Origin of the sequence: Dechloromonas sp. HYN0024 (assembly GCF_003441615.1) — a bacterium.
Lineage (GTDB): Bacteria > Pseudomonadota > Gammaproteobacteria > Burkholderiales > Rhodocyclaceae > Azonexus.
The window spans coordinates 3023936-3045793 of sequence record NZ_CP031842.1 but is presented as its reverse complement, the minus strand read 5'-3'; the positions used below and the strand labels follow the sequence as shown (position 1 = coordinate 3045793).

Annotated in this window: 16 protein-coding genes; 10 read left to right on the top strand and 6 right to left on the bottom strand. The window is 61.2% G+C overall.

Annotated features, from left to right (window positions below; genetic code table 11):
- Nucleotides 1-7: 7 nt before the first annotated feature.
- From HYN24_RS14635 to HYN24_RS14615, 5 genes are all read left to right on the top strand, one after another.
- Complete coding sequence (locus HYN24_RS14635; RefSeq protein WP_117609944.1) at nt 8-1909, top strand: ribonuclease catalytic domain-containing protein; 1902 nt, start codon at nt 8-10, stop codon at nt 1907-1909.
- Nucleotides 1906-2799 (top strand): energy transducer TonB, encoded by an 894-nt coding sequence (locus tag HYN24_RS14630; protein ID WP_205421401.1) that lies wholly within the window; start codon nt 1906-1908, stop codon nt 2797-2799. The genes HYN24_RS14635 and HYN24_RS14630 overlap by 4 nt, the downstream gene beginning before the upstream one ends.
- On the top strand, nt 2796-3620 hold the full coding sequence (gene aroE, locus HYN24_RS14625) for a shikimate dehydrogenase (RefSeq protein ID WP_117609943.1): 825 nt from the start codon (nt 2796-2798) through the stop codon (nt 3618-3620). The genes HYN24_RS14630 and aroE overlap by 4 nt, the downstream gene beginning before the upstream one ends.
- The gene (gene mtgA / locus HYN24_RS14620; protein ID WP_117609942.1) at nt 3617-4312 is read left to right on the top strand and encodes a monofunctional biosynthetic peptidoglycan transglycosylase; all 696 of its coding nucleotides are present in this window, start codon (nt 3617-3619) and stop codon (nt 4310-4312) included. The genes aroE and mtgA overlap by 4 nt, the downstream gene beginning before the upstream one ends.
- Nucleotides 4313-4381: 69 nt before the next feature.
- The gene (locus HYN24_RS14615; protein ID WP_117609941.1) at nt 4382-5764 is read left to right on the top strand and encodes a magnesium and cobalt transport protein CorA; all 1383 of its coding nucleotides are present in this window, start codon (nt 4382-4384) and stop codon (nt 5762-5764) included.
- Nucleotides 5765-5807: 43 nt separating this feature from the next.
- Here the strand turns inward: HYN24_RS14615 and HYN24_RS14610 are convergent, their stop codons facing one another.
- The 5 genes from HYN24_RS14610 to HYN24_RS14590 are packed head-to-tail and all read right to left on the bottom strand — an operon-like array spanning nt 5808 to nt 11187.
- Nucleotides 5808-8027 carry an SLC26A/SulP transporter family protein gene (locus HYN24_RS14610; RefSeq protein ID WP_117609940.1) on the bottom strand — a complete coding sequence of 740 codons (2220 nt, stop codon included), beginning with the start codon at nt 8025-8027 and terminating at the stop codon, nt 5808-5810.
- Between the two features lie 53 nt (nt 8028-8080).
- The gene (sugE, locus tag HYN24_RS14605; RefSeq protein WP_117609939.1) at nt 8081-8419 is read right to left on the bottom strand and encodes a quaternary ammonium compound efflux SMR transporter SugE; all 339 of its coding nucleotides are present in this window, start codon (nt 8417-8419) and stop codon (nt 8081-8083) included.
- The gene (hemL, locus tag HYN24_RS14600) at nt 8416-9699 is read right to left on the bottom strand and encodes a glutamate-1-semialdehyde 2,1-aminomutase (RefSeq protein WP_117609938.1); all 1284 of its coding nucleotides are present in this window, start codon (nt 9697-9699) and stop codon (nt 8416-8418) included. Before hemL ends, sugE begins: the two co-directional genes overlap by 4 nt.
- Complete coding sequence (gene thiE / locus HYN24_RS14595) at nt 9696-10325, bottom strand: thiamine phosphate synthase (RefSeq protein ID WP_117609937.1); 630 nt, start codon at nt 10323-10325, stop codon at nt 9696-9698. The genes hemL and thiE overlap by 4 nt, the downstream gene beginning before the upstream one ends.
- A complete protein-coding gene (locus HYN24_RS14590; protein WP_117609936.1) occupies nt 10315-11187 on the bottom strand; it encodes a hydroxymethylpyrimidine/phosphomethylpyrimidine kinase in 873 nt (290 codons plus the stop codon). The genes thiE and HYN24_RS14590 overlap by 11 nt, the downstream gene beginning before the upstream one ends.
- 237 nt (nt 11188-11424) lie before the next feature.
- Between HYN24_RS14590 and HYN24_RS14585 the strand changes: the two genes are divergently transcribed.
- The 5 genes from HYN24_RS14585 to HYN24_RS14565 are packed head-to-tail and all read left to right on the top strand — an operon-like array spanning nt 11425 to nt 20445.
- Nucleotides 11425-11799, top strand: coding sequence for a PleD family two-component system response regulator (locus HYN24_RS14585; protein ID WP_117609935.1), 375 nt, complete (start codon nt 11425-11427; stop codon nt 11797-11799).
- 14 nt (nt 11800-11813) lie between these two features.
- Complete coding sequence (locus HYN24_RS14580; protein ID WP_117609934.1) at nt 11814-12179, top strand: PleD family two-component system response regulator; 366 nt, start codon at nt 11814-11816, stop codon at nt 12177-12179.
- Nucleotides 12180-12184: 5 nt separating this feature from the next.
- Nucleotides 12185-12697: a chemotaxis protein CheW gene (locus HYN24_RS14575; RefSeq protein ID WP_117609933.1), complete on the top strand. Its 513-nt coding sequence runs from the start codon at nt 12185-12187 to the stop codon at nt 12695-12697.
- A gap of 38 nt (nt 12698-12735) precedes the next feature.
- The gene (locus tag HYN24_RS14570) at nt 12736-14856 is read left to right on the top strand and encodes a methyl-accepting chemotaxis protein (RefSeq protein ID WP_117609932.1); all 2121 of its coding nucleotides are present in this window, start codon (nt 12736-12738) and stop codon (nt 14854-14856) included.
- Between the two features lie 42 nt (nt 14857-14898).
- The gene (locus HYN24_RS14565; RefSeq protein WP_240327683.1) at nt 14899-20445 is read left to right on the top strand and encodes an Hpt domain-containing protein; all 5547 of its coding nucleotides are present in this window, start codon (nt 14899-14901) and stop codon (nt 20443-20445) included.
- Here HYN24_RS14565 and HYN24_RS14560 read toward each other — a convergent pair.
- The gene (locus HYN24_RS14560; protein ID WP_117609930.1) at nt 20442-21854 is read right to left on the bottom strand and encodes a deoxyribodipyrimidine photo-lyase; all 1413 of its coding nucleotides are present in this window, start codon (nt 21852-21854) and stop codon (nt 20442-20444) included. The genes HYN24_RS14565 and HYN24_RS14560 overlap by 4 nt on opposite strands.
- Nucleotides 21855-21858: the final 4 nt, after the last annotated feature.

Genomic DNA, 21858 nt, shown 5'->3' with positions numbered 1-21858 from the left:
TCCGTCGATGAACGTATTGTTTGAAGAAGATGGCGGCTTCAAGGCCGGCAGCATCATGGCTGACAACGATAGCTCGTTGCAGGTCGAAATGCCGAGCGGCAAGCGCAGCAAGATCAAGGCCGCAACGGTGTTGCTGCGCTTTGAAAAACCTTCCGCCTCGGCGCTGCTTGAGCAGGCGACGCCGCTGGCCGAAGAAATCGAACCGGATTTCCTGTGGGAGTGCGTGAACGATGGCGAATTTTCGTTTCTGGATTTTGCCCGTGATTACTACGGACACGAGCCGGCCCCGGTTGAAGCGGCGGCGGTGCTGCTTGCCGTGCACGCCGCGCCCGTCTATTTCCACCGCAAAGGCAAGGGCCGCTTCCGCAAGGCGCCTCCCGACATTCTCGCAGCTGCTCTGGCCAGTCTTGAAAAAAAGCGTCAGCAAGCGCTCGCGATGGAAGGCTGGATTGGCGAGCTGAAGGAATTTCGTCTGCCGCCGGAAATCGGCGCGCTGACCGACGCCCTGCTCTACGCGCCGGACCGCAACAAACCGGAAACCAAGGCTTTCGAAACGGCCTGCGCCGAAACCGGCCTGACGGCAGCGCAGTTGCTGTTCAAGTGTGGCGCCATCAAGTCGCCCTACTTCCTGCATTACCGCCGTTTCCTGCACGAGCAGTTTCCCAAGGGCACGGGCTTCCCTGCCCTGGATGCTCCGACCCTGCCGCGTGACCTGCCGCGCGCCGATGTCCGTGCCTTCTCGATTGACGATGCCAACACCACTGAGATTGATGATGCTCTGTCGGTCGTCAGGCTGCCCGGCATCGGTTCGCGCATCGGCATCCACATCGCCGCACCGGGACTGGCCATCGAACATGGTTCGCCGCTCGACGGCATTGCCCGCGCCCGCTTGTCCACCGTCTACATGCCCGGCAACAAGATCACCATGTTGCCGGATGCCGTGGTCCAGAACTACACGCTGGCCGGTGGTACGGACTGCCCGGCGGTGTCACTCTACCTGACGGTCAATGACTCGCTGGAGATTCTCAGCCATGAGTCGCGGCTGGAGATGGTGCATATCGCCGCCAACCTGCGCCACCATGAAATCGAGCCATGGTTCAACGCCGAAACAATCAATGGTCCCTTGCCTGACCAGCCGTTCAAGGACGAACTGGTCCACCTCTGGCATTTCGCCAATGCCTGCGAAGGCCGACGCGGCAAGCCATCAGCCATGCAGGGCATCAACGACTACAACTTCGAGATCGCCGGTGATCTGGCCGATCCGGACAGTTGCACCGTCGGTATTTCCGAGCGCAAGCGGGGTAGCCCGCTCGACAAGCTGGTGGCCGAACTGATGATCGTCGCCAACTCGACCTGGGGTGGCCTGCTCGCCGAAAACAACATCGCCTGTCTGTACCGGGCGCAGACGCAGGGCAAGGTCCGCATGACGACCTCGCCACTGCCGCATGAAGGCCTCGGTGTGCCGCAGTACGCGTGGATGACCTCGCCGTTGCGTCGCTACTGCGACATGGTCAATCAGTGGCAGCTGATCGCCTGTCTGAAGGGTGAAACGCCGGCTTTTGCGCAGAAGTCGGCGGAACTGTTCGGTGCCATGCGCGACTTTGAGCTGACTTATGCCGCTTACGCCGATTTCCAGCGCCAGATGGAGCGTTACTGGTGCCTGCGCTGGATACAGCAACGAGGGCTGAGTGAAATCGACGCGACCGTGCGCCGTGAGCAGAGTGTCAAACTCGATCACCTGCCCTTGCTCTTGCGTGTGCCATCGCTGCCGGCCGATCTGGTTGCCGGGCAGCGCGTCAGCCTGACGGTCGAAAGCCTCGACCTGCTGGCGCCGGAAGTGAGCTGTCGATTCCTCTGCCTGCTGGGAGAAAATATCCCGGTTGTGGTGGTGGAGGAGGATGAGCAGTGAGCAAGCGGACTGACCCGCGCCTGTCGCAAGCGGCGAAGCAGGATCGCCGCCTGTGGTTGGCCTTGGGCCTTTCCGTGTTTGTTCACGGGGTGGTTCTGGGTCTGAATTTCAAGTTCCCCGACGCGTCGAAGGCTTTTCGCGAAAAGGCCATGGACATCATCCTGGTTAATGCCAAATCGGCACATAAGCCAAGTGAGGCCCAGGCATTGGCTCAGGCCAACCTCGATGGCGGCGGCAATACGGATGAAAACCGGCGGGCCAAGACACCGCTTCCGCCGACACCGCAAAAAAATGATGGCGATGCCGTTCAGCAGATGCAGCGCCGGGTGCAGGAAATGGAAACGGCCCAGCAGCGTCTGCTCACCCAGGCCAAAAGTTTGCGTACCGTGGCTGCCGCCAATACAGCAGCAGAGCAGCCCGTGCCGGCGGTGACTGCCATCAGCGGCCTTGACCTTGCCGAGTCGGCGCGGGCGATGGCCCGTCTGGAGGGCGAGATCAGCAAGACGGCCGACGAATACAACAAACGCCCACGCAAGAAATTTGTCGGGGCACGCACCGAGGAATACGGGCTGGCCGCCTACCTCGATGCCTGGAAGCAGAAAATCGAGCGGATCGGTACGCTCAACTATCCGCCCGAGGCGCGTGGCAAGCTCTATGGCGCGGTCGTCATCTTTGTTGAACTGCGCGCCGAGGATGGCAGCCTGTACAGTGCCGAAATCTCGAAGTCATCGGGGCACAAGGTGCTTGATCAGGCGGCACTGCGCATCCTGAGGATGTCGGCACCCTTTGGGGCAATCCCACAGCAGGCATTGGGTGGGGCAACCGTGCTTTCCTTTGCCCGCACCTGGTACTTCACTCAGGGTGACGCCCTGAATACGGCGAACAAATGAGCGATCTGTATTGTGTCTTTGGCAATCCGATTGCCCATTCGAAATCACCGGCCATTCATGCCGCCTTTTCTACAGGTAGTGGTCAGGACATGCGCTATGAAGCTCGCCTGGCGCCGGTCGATGGCTTTCGGCAAGCGGTCGCCGATTTTGTTGCAGACGGTGGCAAGGGGGCGAATGTCACCGTGCCCTTCAAAGAAGAGGCCTTTCGCCTGGCGACCCGGTTGTCCGAGCGGGCAGCCAGGGCTGGCGCAGTCAATACGCTAGCCTTCAGAGGCGGTGAAATCTTCGGTGACAATACCGATGGTGCCGGCATGGTGCGTGACATCACCCACAACCTTGGCTATTCGCTGTCCGGCAAGCGCATCCTGTTGCTCGGTGCTGGCGGTGCCTCGCGGGGCGTTATCGCGCCCTTGCTGGCGGAAAATCCGGCGTCGTTGTTTATCGCCAACCGCAGTGCCGGTAAAGCGGTGGGGCTGGCAGAGGCGTTTGCCGATGTGGCGCCCGTTGATGCAGGTAACTTCGCCGATATTGCTGGCAAGAGTTTCGATGTGGTGATTAATGCTACGTCGGCCAGTCTTTCCGGCGAAAGTCTGAACTTGCCGCAAGGGATCTTTGCGCCAGGCAGTCTCGCCTACGACATGATGTATGGCAAAGGGGAAACCGCCTTTCTGGCCGTAGCGAGGGAGCAGGGTGCAGCGCAGCGCGCTGACGGTCTCGGGATGCTGGTCGAGCAGGCGGCCGAAGCCTTTCTCGTCTGGCGTGGCGTTCGTCCGGAGGCTGCCCCGGTGCTGGCTGACCTGAGAACCAAACTCGGGCAATGAGGACGGTTGGTCGCTGGCTCAAGTGGGGGTTGCTCGGCCTGGTCGGTCTGTTTCTGCTCTGGCAGTTATGGTTGCTTGGTTGGGTGTTGCTCTGGGGGTGGGTGAATCCCGGTGAAACCCGTTTCATGCAGATTCGGCTGGCCGAATTGCGTCAGAAGGTACCTGATGCCCAACTCAAGCAGCAATGGGTGCCCTACGAGCGGATTTCGGTTCACTTGAAACGCGCCATCATCGCGGCTGAGGATGCCAAGTTCGTCGATCATGAAGGCTTTGACTGGGAAGGAATCCAGAAAGCCATGGAAAAGAACCAGAAAAAAGGCCGCTATGCGGCCGGTGGCTCGACCATCAGCCAGCAACTGGCGAAGAATCTTTTCCTGACGCCGAGCAAGTCGTATTTCCGCAAGGCCGAAGAGGCGATCATTACCCTGATGCTCGAAAACCTGTGGAGCAAGCGGCGGATTTTCGAGGTGTACCTCAATGTCATCGAGTGGGGTAATGGCGTTTTCGGGGCTGAAGCAGCGGCACGCCACTATTACAGCATCAGTGCTGCCCAGATCGGCCCGGAGCAGGCCGCACGGCTGGCCGGCATGGTGCCCAATCCACGGCTATATGACCGGAACCGGAATGCGCCGGGTTTGGCGAGAAAGACGGCCATCATCATCGGTCGAATGTCGAGTGCGGAGATTCCCTGATTGAGGATGGGCCTGCCCGATTGCGGTGCTAGAATGTCGCACCTATTGCGCACTGCACCATGATGCATCATGAGCGAACAACCCAACCTGACCGAAGCTGACACCGTCAAGGATGACCTGGCCGAGGTGCAGAACCTCCTGGCCAAGCACAAGCTGGTCGAAGAAGTTTCCCGACGCCAGGATTCGGGTCGCCACGATGTTGTAGAAAGTCTCGTGCAGCGGCAGCATATCGTTGAGTTGCGCCATCTGTTTGCGCGTTTGCCGACGGTTACCGTGGCGCTCATCCTCAGCGCCCTGCCGGAAGAAGACCGGCTCGTTGCCTGGAAGGAAATTGCCGAGGAGCGGATCGATTCCATCATGGAATTGCTCTCCGAGGAAATCTGCGAAGACCTCCTTGGTGACGCCCATCACACCAGCACCAAGGTGATGGTCAATGCCTTCGAATTGCACAATGGCCGCTTGCGCCAGATCACTGTCGAACGCCCGGCGCAACTGGCTAACATCACTCCGATCTGGGTCGACCTGGTGGCCCCGACGCCGCGTGTTCGTGAATGGGTGGGCAAGTATTTCGATCTGGAAATTCCCGATCCGGAAGACCTCACCGACCTTGAGGCCAGTGCCCGCTTCTATATTGAAGATAACGGCGAAGTTCATCTGCACTCCGACTTCCTGCTCGATCTCGAAGATGAATCGCGCAACGTGGCGGTGGCCTTCATCCTGCACAAGGACATCCTCTTCTCGGTGCGTACCGAAGAGTTGCCGGTTTTCCGCCTGCAGCGTTTGCGCGCCCGCACCAAGCCCGGTTACGTCAATGACGGCACCGACGTGCTGCTCGACCTTTACGCCGCCGATGCGGAATATTCGGCGGATCGTCTCGAAGACGTCTATGCCGAACTGGAATCGGTCGGCAAGAAGGTGTTGAACACCAAGGTGACCGACGATGAGGCGGGTAACATCCTGGCCGACATTGCCTGGCAGGAAGACTTGAACGGACGCATTCGGCGCAACGTGCTGGACACCCGGCGCGCTGTCTCCTTCCTGATGCGCGGCAAGTTCCTGTCGCCAGCACAGCTCGAGGATTCACGGCAGATCATGCGCGACATCGAGTCGCTCGATGGTCATACCTCTTTCCTGTTCGGCAAGATCAACTTCCTGATGGATGCCGTCGTCGGCTTCATCAACATCAACCAGAACCAGCGCGTGTCGAAACTGACCAAGCTGTCGATCATCTTCATGCCGATCAACATCGTCGCCGGCATCGGTGGCATGTCGGAATTTTCGATGATGACCTCGGGTATTCCGTGGCCCCTTGCCTACGGCGGGTTTACCGTTGGTATGGGCGTTGTCGGCTGGCTGACGTATCTGGCCTTGCGTCAGGCCGAGCAACGCGAAGCCAGGAAAAAGCTGGAAGAGGCGCGCGCCCTGACGGTGTCGGCGTCATCCGCCAAATAGGCGCGACTCGGCTCTACCCCTGCCTTAGGCGGGTAACCAGCCCTTAATATTCCTGCAGCATCGCATTTTCGTTATCGGCGTGACGCAGGCGGAGGGCTAGCGAACGGGCCAGTGCCTTGAGCAGGGTCAGCGCCAGCCGCTTATGCTCCTCGGAAATGTTATTGAACTCTTCCAGTGACAGGATGAAGAACTCGGTGTCGCTGCCGGCAACCGCATCGTTGCCACGCGGCAGGCCATCGAGAAAGGCCAGTCCGCCGAAAAAGTCGCCCCGGCCGAAGGTGGCGACATGGCGAGAGCGGCCCCCGCCCAGTGGCGCAAAGATTTTTACTGTGCCCCGCCGGATCAGGTAGATCTCATCACCCGGTTCGCCGTGCGAGTAGACCACGTCGCCGGCGGCGTAGCTGCGTTTGACCAGTCGCGCCTCAAGATCAGCCAGGGTTTCGTCCTTGCGATTGGTAAACAACTCCATTTCGTGAAGCTCAAGGGGGGGCGCGACAGCATCGTCCAGCGCAATGGCGTCGGTTTCCTTCTCACCGAGCAGGCGATCCTCCACCCATTCGATGGCACTATCGAGTTCGCTGAACAGCCGCACGGTTTCCTGGTTTTCAGTCACGCCGGTCTGGGCAAGAAATTCGCGCAAATTCCGGTTGTTGGGCAGATTTTCTCGGACATTGGAGAGCAGAAGCATGGCGCCGCGTTCGGCCAGCGAGTCGCAGACCTGGGTCAGCAGGTGCGCCGCGGTGACATCAACGGACTGAACCCGCTTCATGTCGAGGATGACGAAATTTCGGCTTTTCAGCTCGGGCTCGAGTTCGCCGTACAGTTGCTGGGTCGTGCCGAAGAAGAGACTTCCCTGCAGTTCAAAAATGACCGCCTGATCCCCCTTCTTTTCGAGGATGCGCGTTTCGGCCTCGGGGCGGTGCCAGTTTGACGACATCTGGTTGACGTAAAACTTGTGGCGGACGACTGAGCCACCGATCTGCTCGCGCAGGAAAAGAATGATGGCCAGCGCTACGCCAGCCGCCGAGGCGGCGATCAGGCCGACGGTCAGGGCGACCACGACGACGCTGACGACAACGCCAAAATCGAAGACAGTGTCGGCTGACTGGACGAAGCGCAAGGGGCCGCGGTCGATCATCCGAATGCCGACGACGATCAGGATACCGGCCAGTGCGGCGACGGGAATCCAGGCGATGAAGCTGCTCAGCAACAGGGCGAAGACGAGCGCCGACATACCCTCGATAAGGCCAGAGGCACGGGTCATGGCGCCGCTCGACAGGTTGACCAGCGTGGCGCCCATCGTCCCGGCTCCAGGAATGCCACCGACGGCTGAAGAGGTCATGTTGGCAATGCCCTGGGCGACCAGTTCGCGGTTGGGGTTGTGTTGGGAGCGGGTCAGCTGATCGAGGACGACGCAGGTTTTCAGGGTGTCGATCGAGAGCAGTACGGCCAGGGTCAGGGCATTGCCGAGCAGGGCGGCAACCTGGGCCAGACGGAGGTCGCCGATTTCGTGCCAGCGCGAGGTGATCGAGCGAATGTAGCCACTACCATCAGCACCGAGTGGGCCGATCAGTAGATTGTTGGCGGTTAACTGGAGCAGGCTCTCATCCTGGCTGGCCAGGGCAAAATAGCAGGCGATGCCGGCGGTGATGCCAAGTATGGTGCCGGGCAGGCGGCGGGTCAGGCTGGGTCCGGCCCACATGACGGCCATCGTCGCCAGGCCGACGGAGACGGCCCGCCAGTTCCACAGCGCAGGGGTCACGAGTGCTTCATACCAGCGCGTATCGGTTGGCGTGCCGAGCAGTTTGCCGAGCTGGCTGCCGATGATGATCAAGCCGACACCGGTCAGGTAACCGCTGACCACCGGGTAAGGAATGTATTTGATCAGGCGGCCGATGCCGACGAAGCCAAAGAGAATCTGGAACATACCGGCCAGAACGCCAAGGAGCAGCAGCATCAGGATGATGACCTCACCCGGTACGCCCTGCCCGACCAGTTCGATGGCAAAGGCTGAGAGCAGTGCAGCGGCGGGGGCACAGGGTGCGCTGATCAGGCGGTCGGTACCGCCCAGCATCGAAGCAAGGAGGCCAATGACGGTAGCGCCGATGATGCCGGCCAGGGCGCCGAGTGCGGCATGGGTGGGCGAAATGGCCGAATAGACGGTGACGCCGAAGGCAATGGCGGCCGGCAGGGCCACCAGCATGGCGGCCAGACCGCCCCAGAAATCGCCGCTCTGGTACAGCTTCTTGAAGACATCCTGCATGGCCTACCCCCGTCTTTTAGGGGAATATTACCGTGATATGCCGATCGGCGGCTTTAATCGATGTCAGGCGTGACCAGCTTGAGGCCGACGATGCCGGCGACGATCAGGGCGATGCAGGCCAGGCGGAGTGCATCGCTGGGCTCATCAAACAGGTAGATGCCGAGAATTGCCGTGCCGACGGCGCCGATGCCGGTCCACACGGCATAGGCGGTGCCCAGCGGCAGCGTCTTCAGCGACCAGCCAAGCAGGATCACGCTGGCAGCCATGCCGAGCACCGTCCACAGGCTTGGCCAGAGTCGGCTGAAGCCGTCGGTATATTTCATGCCGACCGCCCAGCCGACCTCGCAGAGGCCCGCGATGAAAAGGATCAGCCAGGCCGAGCCAGAGTTCACTTCAGGGTGGCGAAGTAGGCGTCGGCAGCCGCGACGGTCGCCGCGATGTCAGCATCGCTGTGTGCTGCCGAGACGAAACCAGCCTCGAAGGCGGACGGGGCAAAGTAATGGCCAGCCTCGAGCATGGCGTGGAAAAAGCGGTTGAAGGCTTCCTTGTCGCAGGCCAATACGTCGTCGTAGGTGCCGGGGCACTTCTCGGCAAAGTAGAGCCCGAACATGCCGCCGATATTCTGGGCGGCAAAGGCCACGCCGTGTTTTTTTGCTGCGGCAACGAGGCCGTCACACAGCGCCTTGGTCTTGGCCGTCAGGGCCTCGTAGAAACTGGGGGCTTGCACGAGCTTGAGGGTAGCCAGGCCGGCGGCCGTGGCGATCGGATTGCCGGACAGGGTGCCGGCCTGATAGACCGGGCCGAGCGGGGCGATTCGTTCCATGATTTCGCGCTTGCCGCCAAAGGCGCCCAGCGGCATGCCACCACCGACCACCTTGCCGAAGGTGGACAGGTCGGGGGTGATGCCGAACAGGCCTTGGGCGCTCTTCAGGCCGACGCGGAAGCCTGTCATCACCTCGTCAAAAATCAGCACGGCGCCGTATTGCGTGCACAGGTCGCGCATGGCCTTGAGGAATTCGGGCGTCGGGGCAATCAGGTTCATATTGCCAACAACCGGTTCGACGATTACTGCCGCGATCTTGTCTCCATGTTTGGCGAAGGCTTCAGCCAGTTCCTGCGGATCGTTGTAGGTCAGGACCATGGTGTTCTCGGCCACGCCCGCCGGCACGCCGCTGGAGGAGGGGTTGCCAAAAGTGAGCAGGCCGGAGCCGGCCTTGACCAGCAGGCCGTCTGAATGGCCGTGATAGCAGCCTTCAAACTTGATCAGGAGGTCGCGCCCGGTGTGGCCGCGAGCCAGACGGATGGCGCTCATGGTTGCTTCGGTGCCCGAGGAAACAAGGCGGACCATGTCCATCGACGGTACCAGTTCGCACAGCAGGTCGGCGATATCGACTTCCTTCTCGGTCGGCGCACCAAACGACAGGCCATCAACAACGGCGGCCTGAACCGCGGCAATGACCTCGGGATGGGCGTGGCCGAGAATCATCGGACCCCACGAGCCGACATAGTCGGTGTACCACTTGCCGTCCGCATCCTGCACTTTCGGGCCGACGCCCTTCTGGAAGAAACATGGGGTGCCACCAACCGAGCGGAAGGCACGGACGGGCGAATTGACGCCGCCGGGAATGTGGCGCTGGGCGCGCTCGAACAATTGTTGGTTGCGAGAGGTCATGGCTGGTTTTCCTGGAAAAGACGTTGATAGGCGGCAGCGCGTGCCGTGATGTCGGGGGCGCTGAATAAATCGGTGATGACGGCAAGCAGGTCGCAGCCTGCGGCGATAAGTGGTGGTGCGTTGTCGAGGGTGATGCCGCCGATGGCGCAACTGCAGGCATTCAATGTGGCTGCGCGGGAAAACAGGTCTGGCGTCGCCAGCGGGGCGTGCGGTTTGGTCGAGGAAGGGTAGACCGCGCCGAAGGCGACGTAATCGACCCCGGCGGCATCGGCCGCCTGGGCAGCGGCGAAATCGGCGTAGCAGGAGGCGCCGAGGAGGCGCGTCGGACCGAGCAGGGCGCGGGCAGCCATGAGATTGCCGTCGTCCCGGCCGAGGTGAACGCCGTCGGCGTCGACCAGAACGGCCATGGCCAGATCGTCGTTGATCAGCAGCTTGGCGCCGTAGCGGCGGGTCAGATCACGCAGGGCACGGGCGCGGGCTACACACTCAGGCATGGTGCTGACCTTGTCGCGATATTGGACAATGCGACAGCCTCCAGCCAGGGCCGCCTCAACGCCGGCCAGCAGGCGTGCGCCATCGGCCATGTCCGGCGTGATGGCATAAAGTCCGCGCAATTCAGGACGCATCGACGCTGATGCCTTCTTTTCCCGGTTGCTCGTCATCGCCGCGCGCCCAGAAAAAGCGGTCGGGTATGAACTGTCCCATGCCGGCCCGGAAGCCATTGGACAAGGCCTGCCAGGTGTAGTCCTGAGCATCGCGCACGGCATCCTCGACGCTGGCGCCGCCAGCGATGCAGCCGGCAATGGCCGAGGCCAGGGTGCAGCCGGAGCCATGATAACTACCCGGCAACCGTTCCCATTGATCGCGGCGAATGACCCCGTCGGCCCCGTACAGGGTGTTGATGACCTGGGGCGTGTTTTCATGTGTGCCGGTAATCAGCACATATTGTGCGCCCATCTCGATCAGTCGCTGGGCGCACACGTCTATCGACGGTTCGCCTTCATCTTCGTCGCTTTCGGCGAGGCGACGTGCCTCGGGCGCGTTGGGCGTGAGCAGGGTGGTCTGCGGCAGCAGCATTTCGCGGATGGCAGAAATGACTTCCTCGCTCGACAACTCGTCACCGCGCCCTGAAGCCAGCACCGGGTCGAAGATGAGCGGGATTTCCGGATAGTCGGAAACGATTTCTGCCACGGCCAGGACGTTCTCGACGCTGCCCAGCATGCCGATCTTGAAAGCCAACACCGGCATATCCTCGAGCACCGTTCGCGCCTGTTGTTCAAGGACTTCGGCGCTGACCGGGTGCACGCTCTGGACGCCGACCGTGTCCTGCACGGTCAGTGCCGTCAGTGCGCTGAGGGGGTGGCAGCCAAGACTGACCAGAGTCAGTATGTCGGCCTGCATGCCAGCGCCGGACGAGGGGTCGCTGGCAGAAAATACCAGCACCATCGGCGGGCAGGGTGGGGGCGGGGCAGCGGCGGTGGTCGTCATGGTGTTTCGCACCCTCTGAGGGGAGCGAACGGAGTTGGCTAGGATGGCTGAGATTTTATCCGAATCCCGTGGCTACCGAAGCGCTGATCAGGAAGCTGTAACACTGTTATTGGCATTGCATTGAAGTAATACTTCCGTAGTATGATGCGCCGATACCGATAGCGCCTCCGCCAGAGGCACAAGGGATAGGGGACAAGGAAAGTGGCTGATTTATCCAGACTGCGCGGCGTCAGGGTCATGGTCATCGACGATAGCAACACGATACGGCGCAGCGCCGAGATTTTTCTCGTCCAGGCCGGGTGTCAGGTTGTTCTTGCCGAAGATGGATTCGATGCGCTGGCCAAGATTGCCGACCATCATCCCAGCGTGATCTTTTGCGACATCATGATGCCGCGCCTCGACGGCTACCAGACCTGTTCGCTGATCAAGAAGAATCCGCGCTTCAAGGCCACGCCGGTCATCATGCTTTCGTCCAAGGACGGGCTGTTCGATCGGGCGCGCGGTCGCATGGTCGGCTCCGACCAGTACCTGACCAAGCCATTTACCAAGGATAGCCTGCTCCAGACGGTGGCGACGTTTGCCCTGCCGGCCGAGTCAGAGCCCAATTCGTAGTTGAGGGAGAGTACATGCCTATAAAAAATATTCTGGTTGTTGACGACTCGCCGACCGAGCGTTTTTTTACCGTTGATGTGCTGACCAAGGCCGGCTATCAGGTGACGACCGCAGAAAACGGCGAAGAGGGCATTGCCAAGGCCAAGGCCACCAAGCCTGACCTCATCCTGATGGATGTCGTGATGCCCGGCTTGAACGGCTATCAGGCGACGCGGACCTTGAGTCGGGACGAAGAAACCAAAAAAATCCCGATCATCGTCTGCACCTCGAAGGGGCAGGAAACGGACAAGATCTGGGGCTTGCGTCAGGGCGCAGTTGACTATCTCGTCAAGCCGCTGAATCCCGAAGAACTGCTGCAACGCGTGGCGGCCCTGCCCTAACCCCTATGGCACGGAAAACAAGCCTTCGCGACTTCCAGGAATATCTGGCCACGCGACTCACCAATGCAGCCAAGGGGCAGGGATCGTCGTCCTGGCTTGGCGTCGAGGCAGGGGGCGAGTCCTGGCTGGTCGACCTTTCGGATGGCGGCGAGATCGTTCAGGCCTCACAACTGGCGCCGGTCCCCATGACCCGCCCGTGGTTTGCCGGGATCGCCAATATCCGCGGCAACCTGCATGCCGTCAGCGACTTTTCGCTCTTTCGTGGTGGTCCACCGATTGTCCAGAATGCCAACGCCCGGCTACTTCTGGTCGGGGCACGCCACGGGGTCAATGCCGCGCTGCTCGTTTCGCGCATGCTCGGTCTGAAGAATCCGGAAGACTTTACCGTCGAACCGGAAGACGCAGCGATGCCGGCCTGGGGGCGGCAGCGTTTTGCCGATACGCAGGGAAAAGTCTGGCACAAGCTTTCGGTGCGCGAATTGCTCGCCGATCAGGATTTTATGAATATCGGGGTTTGACAGAGGGTTTTCGCCCCAGCCCCTAGTGGAGGATTTCCATGGCTTTCAGCTTCAAGCTTCCGAAGATTTCTGGTTTGGGCATCGGTGGGTCATCTGACCAGATGACCGTTTCGTCCGCGATGCCAGCCGCCAAGATGCCCTTGCCGGCTTTCCTTGCCGAGCAGCCTGTCGAACAGCAAATGAAGACCCTGGGCGGCATTTTTGTCGCCGTGCTGTTGCTGATTGCCGGTCTGGTTTATCACGACAATCGTGAGTCGACGCATAACACGGCATACATTGCCGCCTCGGGTGAAATGCGCATGCTCTCGCAGCGTCTGGCCAAAGCGTCGTCGCTTGCCCTGCAGGGTAACGTCGTCGCCTTTGCCCAGTTGAAAGAGTCGCGTGAAACCTTCGGCAAGCTGTTTGACCGTCTGGTCAATGGTGGCGAAATCGGAAACGTCAATGTGCCGGCCTCCTCCTCCGATGTTCGTCCGCAGCTCGAGGCGCTCGCCCAGCGTTGGGCAACGACCGACAAAGACGCTGAAACGGTGATTGCCCAGGAAGCCAATCTGGTGGCGCTGGGCAAGAACGTGGCGACCATCGACAACAAGAACTCGACCATGCTTGAGTTGACCGAGCAACTGGCTGCCCTCAAGCTGCAAGGTGGCGCCGGTTCGCGCGATATCGCGTCGTCCAGCCAGCTGGTCATGCTGACCCAGCGGATTGCCAAGAATGCATCGGCGCTGCTGGTCGGTGACGAAATCAATCCTGAAGTTGCCTTCCTGCTCGGCAAGGACACCAACGCCTTCCGCGACATCCTGAGCGCCCTCGGCAAGAGCAGTAACGATGCCGACAGCCGTGGCCGTCTGGAAAGCCTCGATGTGGCGTTCAAGGAGTACCAGAGCGCGATTGCCAGCATTCTCGGCAACATGCAGCCCCTGGTTCTTTCCAAGCAGGCTGGTTCGCGAATTTTCCGCGAGAGTGAGGACCTGCTGAAAGCCACCGACGATCTGGCCAACGGTTATCAGCAGGGCTTGAGCGAGCGCGGTGTTTATATCATTCTGCTGCTTTCGCTGAGCCTGGTTGCCTTGGCCGCCTTGACCCTGCTGGCCAAGATTTACCTGGCTGATACGGGCAGCCGCGCCGAAGAAGCGGAAACCCAACGGCAGGCATCTGAACAGACCAACCGCGAAAACCAGGACGCCATTCTGCGTCTGATGAACGAACTGGGCGACCTCGCCGACGGTGACCTGACGGTTACCGCAACCGTGAGCGAAAACATCACGGGGGCCATCGCCGACTCGATCAACTACACCATTGAAGAACTCCGCGTGCTGGTCGGTCGTATCAACGACGCGGCAAACCGGGTGACGGCAGCGACCGAAATCGCCCGCCAGACTTCAGCCGAACTGCTGGATGCTGCCGAGCGGCAATCTTCCGAAATTCAGGAAGCCGGTCAGTCGGCCCGCGAAATGGCCCGTTCGATGTCCGAGGTATCCGGCAACGCGACGCAGTCGGCACAGGTTGCCCGGCAATCGCTGCAGGCCGCTGAAAAGGGTACGCTGGCCGTACAGGATTCGATCAAGGGTATGAACGAAATTCGTAACCAGATCCAGGAAACCTCGAAGCGAATCAAGCGCCTTGGCGAAAGCTCGCAGGAGATCGGTGAAATCGTGGAACTGATTTCCGACATTACCGAACAGACCAACGTGCTGGCTCTGAACGCTGCCATTCAGGCCGCTTCGGCCGGTGACGCAGGCCGCGGCTTTACCGTGGTTGCGGAAGAAGTGCAGCGACTCGCTGAACGTTCCGGTGAGGCCACCAAGCAGATTGCGGCGATTGTGAAAACCATTCAGACGGATACGCAGGATGCCGTGTCCGCCATGGAACAATCAACCCGTGGGGTGGTTGAGGGAGCCAAGCTCTCCGACGCCGCCGGTCAGGCCCTGTCCGAGATTGGCGACGTGTCGCGCAATCTGGCTGACCTTATTCAGAGCATTTCCACCTCGACCCAGAACCAGGCCGATTCGGCGACCCAGGTGGCGCGCCTGATGCAGGACATCCTGCACGTCACGGAACAGACGACAGCCGGTACGCAACGCACGGCGCAGGCGGTTGACGAACTGACCGCACTGGCTTCCGAACTGAAGGGTTCGGTCGCCGGCTTCAAGGTTGACTGACGAACATCGCGAGAGAACATGAACGCGGCAACGGAATTTGATTTGGGCCCACTGACCTGGGTCAAGGGCGAAATTGACCTGGCCTTGCAGCGCGCCGAGCAGGCACTCGACGAGTATGTGGCGAGTGCTGACCGCACGCAGCTCAAATTCTGTCGCACCCATGTCCACCAGGTGCATGGTGCACTGGCCATGGTCGGTCTGGATGGCGTCTCGCTGCTCACTGAGGCAACCGAGGCGCTGCTCGCCGGCATGGAAGAAGAGCGCCTGCCGTCCGGCGATGCGGCGGTTGCCGTTCTGCGTCAGACGATGAGTGCCCTGCACCAGTATCTTGACGACCTGATGGCCGGCGAGCCCAACCGTCCGCTCGTGTTGCTCCCCGTCTATCAGGCGCTGGAGCAGGCGCGTGGCCTGTCCGGTGGGCATCCCTGCGATCTGTTCTTCCCCGATCTATCACGTCGACCGCCAAAACGGTCGGCTGAAGTTCCGGTGCTTGATGCCGACGCTTTGCTGCGCAACCTCCGCGTCAAGCGCATGCAATTCCAGAAAGGCCTGCTCCTCTGGCTGAAAGACCCGGCCAAGGCAGAGGCCGGCCGACGCATGATGCGCGAGGCCATTGCCGAGATTGAAGCGGTTCAGCCGACACCTGCGGCGCGTTCCTTCTGGTGGATTTCCCTGGCTGTGCTCGAGGCGCTGGCCGATCAGGCCTGCGGTGCCGACCCCTCGTCGCGCCAGCTTTGCTCCCGCATCGATGCCCAGATCCGGCGTCTGGTTGGCGGATCGAACAATGTCGCCGAGCGTATCCTGCGCGAAGCGCTGTATTTCATTGCCCAGGCCCCGGCCGGGCTGAACCCCGAAATCGCGGCCGTGCAATCGACCTTCGGCCTGGCTGAATTGCTGCCGAATGTTGCCGCTTCGGTGGCCCCGCTGCCGCATCAGGCCGAGTTGCGCAAGCTGCGCGAGGCGCTGGCGCTGGCCGAGGATTTCTGGAACCGTTTCTGTACCGGTAATAGCGGCAGTCTGAGTGGCTTTTCGGACAATGCCCGGGTTTGTGCGCAGCTGACCGGCGAGGTTGGCCAGACCGACCTCAAGCGCCTTGGCCAGGGTCTTGGCGCAATCGCCAACTGGCTGTCTGAGGAACCGTCGCGGTTCAATGATGCGGTGGCCATGGAAGTCGCCACCACGGTTCTGCTCCTGGAGAATGCCCTGGATAATTTCCAGCGACTGGGCACTGACTTCGCGCAGCAGGTCGATCTTATGGTGGCCCGTCTTTATGGCTGCATCGCCGGTCGCCCGGCCCCTGACGATGCCGGTATACCCTTGCTCGACGAAATGACCCGGCGGGCGCAGGAGAAGCTGCTGATCGGTCAGGTCGCGCGGGAAATCCAGAACAATCTGGCGCAGGTCGAGCAGGCGCTCGACGGGTTCTTCCGTGATCCGGCCAAAGCCCATGACTTGCTGCAGCTGGAAAATCCGATTAAGCAGATCAGCGGTGCGCTGGCCATGCTTGGTCATTTCCCCGCGGTTAACAGCCTCAAGGAATGCGCGGTCACTATCGAGCAATTCGCCCAGCCGGACTATCAGCCAGCCAGCGGCGAATTCGAAGCGGTAGCAGACCATCTGTCGATGCTGGGTTTCTTTGTCGACTCCCTGCAAAACGGAGAGACGGATTTCGACGCCTTCGTCAAGCGCATGAACGGCGAAACGTCCGACGAGCATGAGCCGGAGCCGGAGGCGCCCGCCGCCCCGACGGTTGAAGTGCTCCTCGCGCAGCAGGCCCGGGACACCCATGTGCTTTTCGAGGCACTCAAGGAAGCGCCCGAAGACGAGCGTCTGCAGGACGAACTGAAGCAGAACCTGCAGGATATCCAGAAGGATGCCGACCTGGTCGCCAACCGCGAGTTGGGCGAGTCGGCCAAGGCTGTCCTCGATGCCCTGCAGTCCGGCACCGAACTCGATGCCGCCCTGTCCGGACTCAAGCCCCTCGGCCACGAGGCCCCGGCGGCTCCGTCGGCCGAAACACTGCAACTGGCCGAGTCGACGCATGAGGCGATTGACGCCGAACTGCTGTCGATCTTCCTTGAGGAAGCCAACGAAGTCCTCGCCACCATCGGCGAGCAGAAGGCGGTGCTGGTCGCCGCCCCCGATAATGTTGAGGCGTTGACCACGGTCCGCCGTTCCATGCATACCCTCAAGGGCAGCGGCCGGATGGTTGGTCTCACCGACCTCGGCGAAGTGGCCTGGGAACTCGAGCAGACACTCAATTTGTGGTTGCGCCAGGATACGGCGGTAACGCCCGAACTGCAGTCAATGATCGAGGACGGCCATGCCCTCTTTGCCGACTGGGTTGTCCATCTCGAATCCGCGCAAGGCCGGGCTCCCGATGCCAGCGCTCTGGTCGCGCTGGCCTGCCGCCTGCGTGGCGTCGAAGCGCCTGCCGTTCCGACTGTGGTCGAAGCCCCGGCGGCAGTTGAAGCGTCCCTGCCTGAAGCAGAACAACCTGTTCCCGATTTTGGCGAGGCATTCGAAGTACAGTCCTTGTCTGAGGCAATACCCGAACTGGAAGCCCAGCCGCCGGTAGTCGAGATCGCTTTCGACGCTGTGGCGCTACCGGGCGAGATTGCCGAAGAAATCGAAGTGATGGCGATGCCGGTTGATTCGGTTGAGCAGGTTGATTCGGTTGAGCAGGTTGAGCAGGTTGAGCAGGTTGAGCAGGTTGAGCAAGCCGAGCAAGCCGAGCCAGAGCCAGAGCCAGAGCCAGAGCCAGAGGTCCAAGCGGAAGCGCCGCAGGAAATTGAGGCGCCTCTGGAGCAGTCCTTGCCGGTCAGCGAGCCGCCGACGCTTTACGACATCTTCCGTGAAGAAGCGCGCGGCCACCTCCAGACGCTCGTTGACAGCTACGCGATTATTGATGCCATGCCGTCGGCCCCGACCACCTTCGACATGACGCGTGCGGCGCATACCCTGGGCGGCATTGCCGGCACGGTTGGTCTGATGCCCCTGCACCGGCTGGCCATCGCCCTCGAGCATGCCTTGTTGCGACGTGACAGTTCGGGTCAGGGCGAAAGTATCGAAGGGCTGGAAACGGTCCGCCAGGCCATCATTACGCTTCAAGATATGTTTGCCGGGCTGGCTGCGCAGCAATTGCCGGCGGATCAGGTACAACTGATCGCCGCCCTCGAAGATATTTTCCATCCGGTTGCAGCGGTGGTCGAAGCTGCCCCAGTGGCAGACTCCGAAGCCATCGCGTCGCTTGATACGGATGCTGAAGTACCCGAACCGGTTGTCGAATCGATCCAGATTGCGCCGGCTCCCGTCCTTCCGCAGCTCAACGACGAACTTGACGAACAACTGCTGCCGATCTTCCTTGAGGAAGCGGTCGATCTGACCCGCGATCTGACCGCCCAGGTTCGTGCCTGGCGTGACGATCTGGCAGGTGACACTGCCCCCCGGGCGATTGCCCGCCTGTTGCACACCTTCAAGGGAAGCGCCCGGATGGCCGGGGCGATGAATCTTGGTGAGGCGACCCACCACTTGGAAACACGCGTTGAAGAAGCCCTGCATCAGGGGCGTGCAACGCCGGCCTTTGTCGATGAAATCGAAGCCGGGTGCGACGCACTTGATCAGGCGGTCGAGCGTCTACGCGCCGGGCCGCAAGAGCCGGCTGCTCCGGAAATGCCCGAGGCTACGGCGGAAACAGCAACGCAGGCTCCGGTTGTCCGCCTGACGCCGGCAGTTGAAGCCGATAGCGAGGGTGAGGCAAGTGGCCAGCGTGCCACGCTGCGCGTCCGTGCCGATCTGATTGATCGTCTGGTCGGCGAGGCGGGTGAGCTGTCGATTGCCCGCGCCCGGATTGAAGGCGAAATGCGCAGCCTGAAGGGGTCGATGCTCGAATTGACGGAAAACGTCATTCGTCTGCGTCGCCAGCTGCGCGAAATCGAAATCCAGGCCGAAACGCAGATTCAGGCACGGGTCGCCCACACACCCGAAAACGAAGTCGATTTCGATCCGCTCGAACTCGATCGCTTCACCCGCTTCCAGGAACTGACCCGCTTCATGGCCGAGTCGGTGAATGACGTGGCGACCGTTCAGCAGAGCTTGCTCAAGAACCTCGACGACGCCAACGCGGCGATTCTCGCCCAGTCACGCCTCAACCGCAGCTTGCAACAGGAGCTGATGGGTGTGCGCATGGTGCCGTTCGCCAGCCAGACCGAGCGTCTCTACCGGATCGTCCGGCAGAGTGCCAAGGAAGTCGGCAAGCGGGCCAGCCTCGACATCGTCGGGGGGCAGGTTGATATTGACCGCTCGGTGCTCGACAAGATGCTGGCGCCGATTGAGCACATGCTGCGTAATGCCGTCACCCACGGTATCGAAAGCCGCGATGAGCGTCTTGCTGCCGGCAAGTCCGAGGCGGGTGAAATCGTTGTCAAGCTGGCCCAGGAAGGGAATGAAATCATTCTCTCGATGAGCGATGACGGCAAAGGCCTCGATCTCGAGCGTATCCGCGCCCGTGCCGAGACGATGGGCCTGCTCCAGCCGGGGCAGGTAGCCGATGAAACGACGCTGTTCGAATTCATCTTCATGCCCGGCTTCTCGACAGCAACCGAAGTGACCCAGTTGTCCGGCCGCGGCGTCGGCATGGACGTCGTCAAGTCGGAAGTCGGCGACATCGGCGGCCGTATCGAAATCCTCTCGCAGCCTGGGCAGGGCACCACTTTCCGTCTCTACCTGCCGCTGACCCTGGCGGTTACCCAGACGCTGCTCATCCGGGTCGGCCATCATCTCTACGCGGTTCCGTCGACGATGATCGAGCAGGTCAAGGAAATGAAGGAAAAAGGACTCGCCGCTGTACGTGAGCGTGGCGAGGTTGAATGGCAGGGGAACCACTACCCCTTCCATTTCCTGCCGCATCTGCTGGGCGACATGGATGCCGTGCCGGAAGCCCACCGCCAGTACTGGATATTGCTGCTGCGCTCGGGTACGCAACGGGTGGCCGTGCTCGTCGATGAACTCAAGGGCAACCAGGAAGTCGTCGTCAAAAACATCGGCGCCCAGCTCGCCCGCGTCGTCGGCATTGCCGGCGCCACCGTGCTCGGTGACGGCAAGGTCGTGCTGATTCTCAATCCGGTGGCCCTGGCCAGCCGGGTGACGGGTTCGCATGCGCATGCCGCCGTGCCGTCGATGATGCAGCCCTTGCTGACCGAAGTTGCCAGTCTGCCGACGGTCATGGTGGTCGACGACTCACTGACCGTGCGCAAGATTACCAGTCGTCTGCTGATGCGCGAAGGCTATCAGGTCATTCTCGCCAAGGATGGCGTCGATGCGCTCGAGCAACTGGTCGATGCAGCACCCGATGTCATCCTTTCCGACATCGAAATGCCACGCATGGACGGCTTCGACCTGGTCCGCAACATCCGTGCTGATAGCCGCCTGCGTTCGCTGCCGGTGATCATGATTACCTCGCGGACAGCGGACAAGCATCGCAACTACGCGCTGGAAATCGGGGCCAACCACTATCTCGGCAAGCCCTACGACGAGGTTGAGCTGCTCAACATCATTGCTGGCTACATGAAGGGCAAGGCTGCCAATTAAGCCGTTGGCTTGACGACGGCGTAGCGGTCCAGGGTTTTTTTCCTGGCCGCTGCGTGGTCCACAATCGGTGCCGGGTAGTCCCGCCCGATGATGATGCCGATGGCTTCCTGCTCGACACGTCCCATCAGCCACGGGGCGTGGATGTACTTGTCAGGAACCTTGGCCAGTTCCGGCACATAGCGGCGGATGAATTTTCCCGCAGGATCAAAGCGTTCCGACTGAGTGACCGGGTTGAATATCCGGAAATAGGGCTGTGCATCGCAGCCGGTTGAGGCAGCCCATTGCCAGCCGCCGTTGTTGGCCGAAAGGTCGAAATCGTTGAGCTTTGCGGCGAAATATTGCTCGCCCAGACGCCAGTCGATACCGAGATCCTTGCTCAGGAATGACGCCACAAGCATGCGCAGGCGATTGTGCATCCAGCCGCTATGGTTTAGCTGGCGCATCGCCGCATCGACCAGCGGGTAGCCGGTCCGCCCGGCCTGCCAGGCGGCAAGCCCGGTCGGCCAGTTGTCCCATGCAATGGCGTCGTAGGCCGGCTTGAAAGCGCTGCCGACAACCTGCGGGGAGTGGTCAAGGATCATGAAATAGAAGTCTCGCCAGATCAGTTCGCTCAGCCACGTGGGGTCTTTTGCCTGCAGCGCAGCGCGCACCAGTTCACGAATGCTGATGGTCCCGAAGCGTAGATGCACCGACAGGTAGGAGACACCCTTTACGGCAGGAAAATCGCGTCGTTCACCGTAGTGCTCGAGGCGTTCCTGGCGGAAGTCATCCCACAGGGCACGGGCCCCGCTCATGCCGGGACGGATGCCCAGTTGCATCAGGTCAGTGGCTGCGAAGCCGATCTCGGACAGAGTCGGGACACCGGCCAAGTCTGCCCCGGTGAATTCTCCGCGACAAGGCCATTCGGCACAATCGGCGGCGGTCAGGCGCTTCAACCAGGCATTCTTGTACGGGGTAAAGACCGAGAATGGATGGCCGGCCTGAGTCCGTACTTCATCGCCCGCAAAAAACGCCTGATCCTTGAAGGTGTGGAAATCGATGCTATCGGTGAGCAAGGCTTGGCCAACCGCCGCATCGCGTTGTTTGGCCGAAGGCTCATAATCGCGGTTGGCATAGACGGCCGATACACCCAGCTGCCGTGCCAGGGAAGGAATCTCCTCGGTCGCCCGGCCATGCCGGACGATCAGCCCGCCGCCCCTGGCGCGCAGGGCAGCATCAAGTTCAACCAGCGATTCGCGGATGAAATGAACACGGCGGTCATGGCGGTCGGGCAAAGCGTCAAGAATTTCCCAATCGAAAACGAACGCGCAATAGACCGCCTCTGCGCCGGCCAGTGCAGCACTCAGGGCGGCATGGTCATGGTCGCGCAGGTCACGGCGAAACCAGACGAGGGCTTTTTCTTTTTTCATGGTT

Bases quoted from the DNA above. Each gene is read 5' to 3' on its own strand.
- HYN24_RS14585 (WP_117609935.1), top strand. From the start codon at position 11,425: ATGGTCATCGACGATAGCAACACGATACGGCGCAGCGCCGAGATTTTT.
- HYN24_RS14635 (WP_117609944.1), top strand. From the start codon at position 8: ATGAACGTATTGTTTGAAGAAGATGGCGGCTTCAAGGCCGGCAGCATC.
- thiE (WP_117609937.1), bottom strand. From the start codon at position 10,325: ATGCGTCCTGAATTGCGCGGACTTTATGCCATCACGCCGGACATGGCC.
- HYN24_RS14590 (WP_117609936.1), bottom strand. From the start codon at position 11,187: ATGACGACCACCGCCGCTGCCCCGCCCCCACCCTGCCCGCCGATGGTG.
- HYN24_RS14570 (WP_117609932.1), top strand. From the start codon at position 12,736: ATGGCTTTCAGCTTCAAGCTTCCGAAGATTTCTGGTTTGGGCATCGGT.
- HYN24_RS14580 (WP_117609934.1), top strand. From the start codon at position 11,814: ATGCCTATAAAAAATATTCTGGTTGTTGACGACTCGCCGACCGAGCGT.
- HYN24_RS14615 (WP_117609941.1), top strand. From the start codon at position 4,382: ATGAGCGAACAACCCAACCTGACCGAAGCTGACACCGTCAAGGATGAC.
- HYN24_RS14610 (WP_117609940.1), bottom strand. From the start codon at position 8,027: ATGCAGGATGTCTTCAAGAAGCTGTACCAGAGCGGCGATTTCTGGGGC.
- HYN24_RS14560 (WP_117609930.1), bottom strand. From the start codon at position 21,854: ATGAAAAAAGAAAAAGCCCTCGTCTGGTTTCGCCGTGACCTGCGCGAC.
- hemL (WP_117609938.1), bottom strand. From the start codon at position 9,699: ATGACCTCTCGCAACCAACAATTGTTCGAGCGCGCCCAGCGCCACATT.
- mtgA (WP_117609942.1), top strand. From the start codon at position 3,617: ATGAGGACGGTTGGTCGCTGGCTCAAGTGGGGGTTGCTCGGCCTGGTC.
- HYN24_RS14575 (WP_117609933.1), top strand. From the start codon at position 12,185: ATGGCACGGAAAACAAGCCTTCGCGACTTCCAGGAATATCTGGCCACG.
- aroE (WP_117609943.1), top strand. From the start codon at position 2,796: ATGAGCGATCTGTATTGTGTCTTTGGCAATCCGATTGCCCATTCGAAA.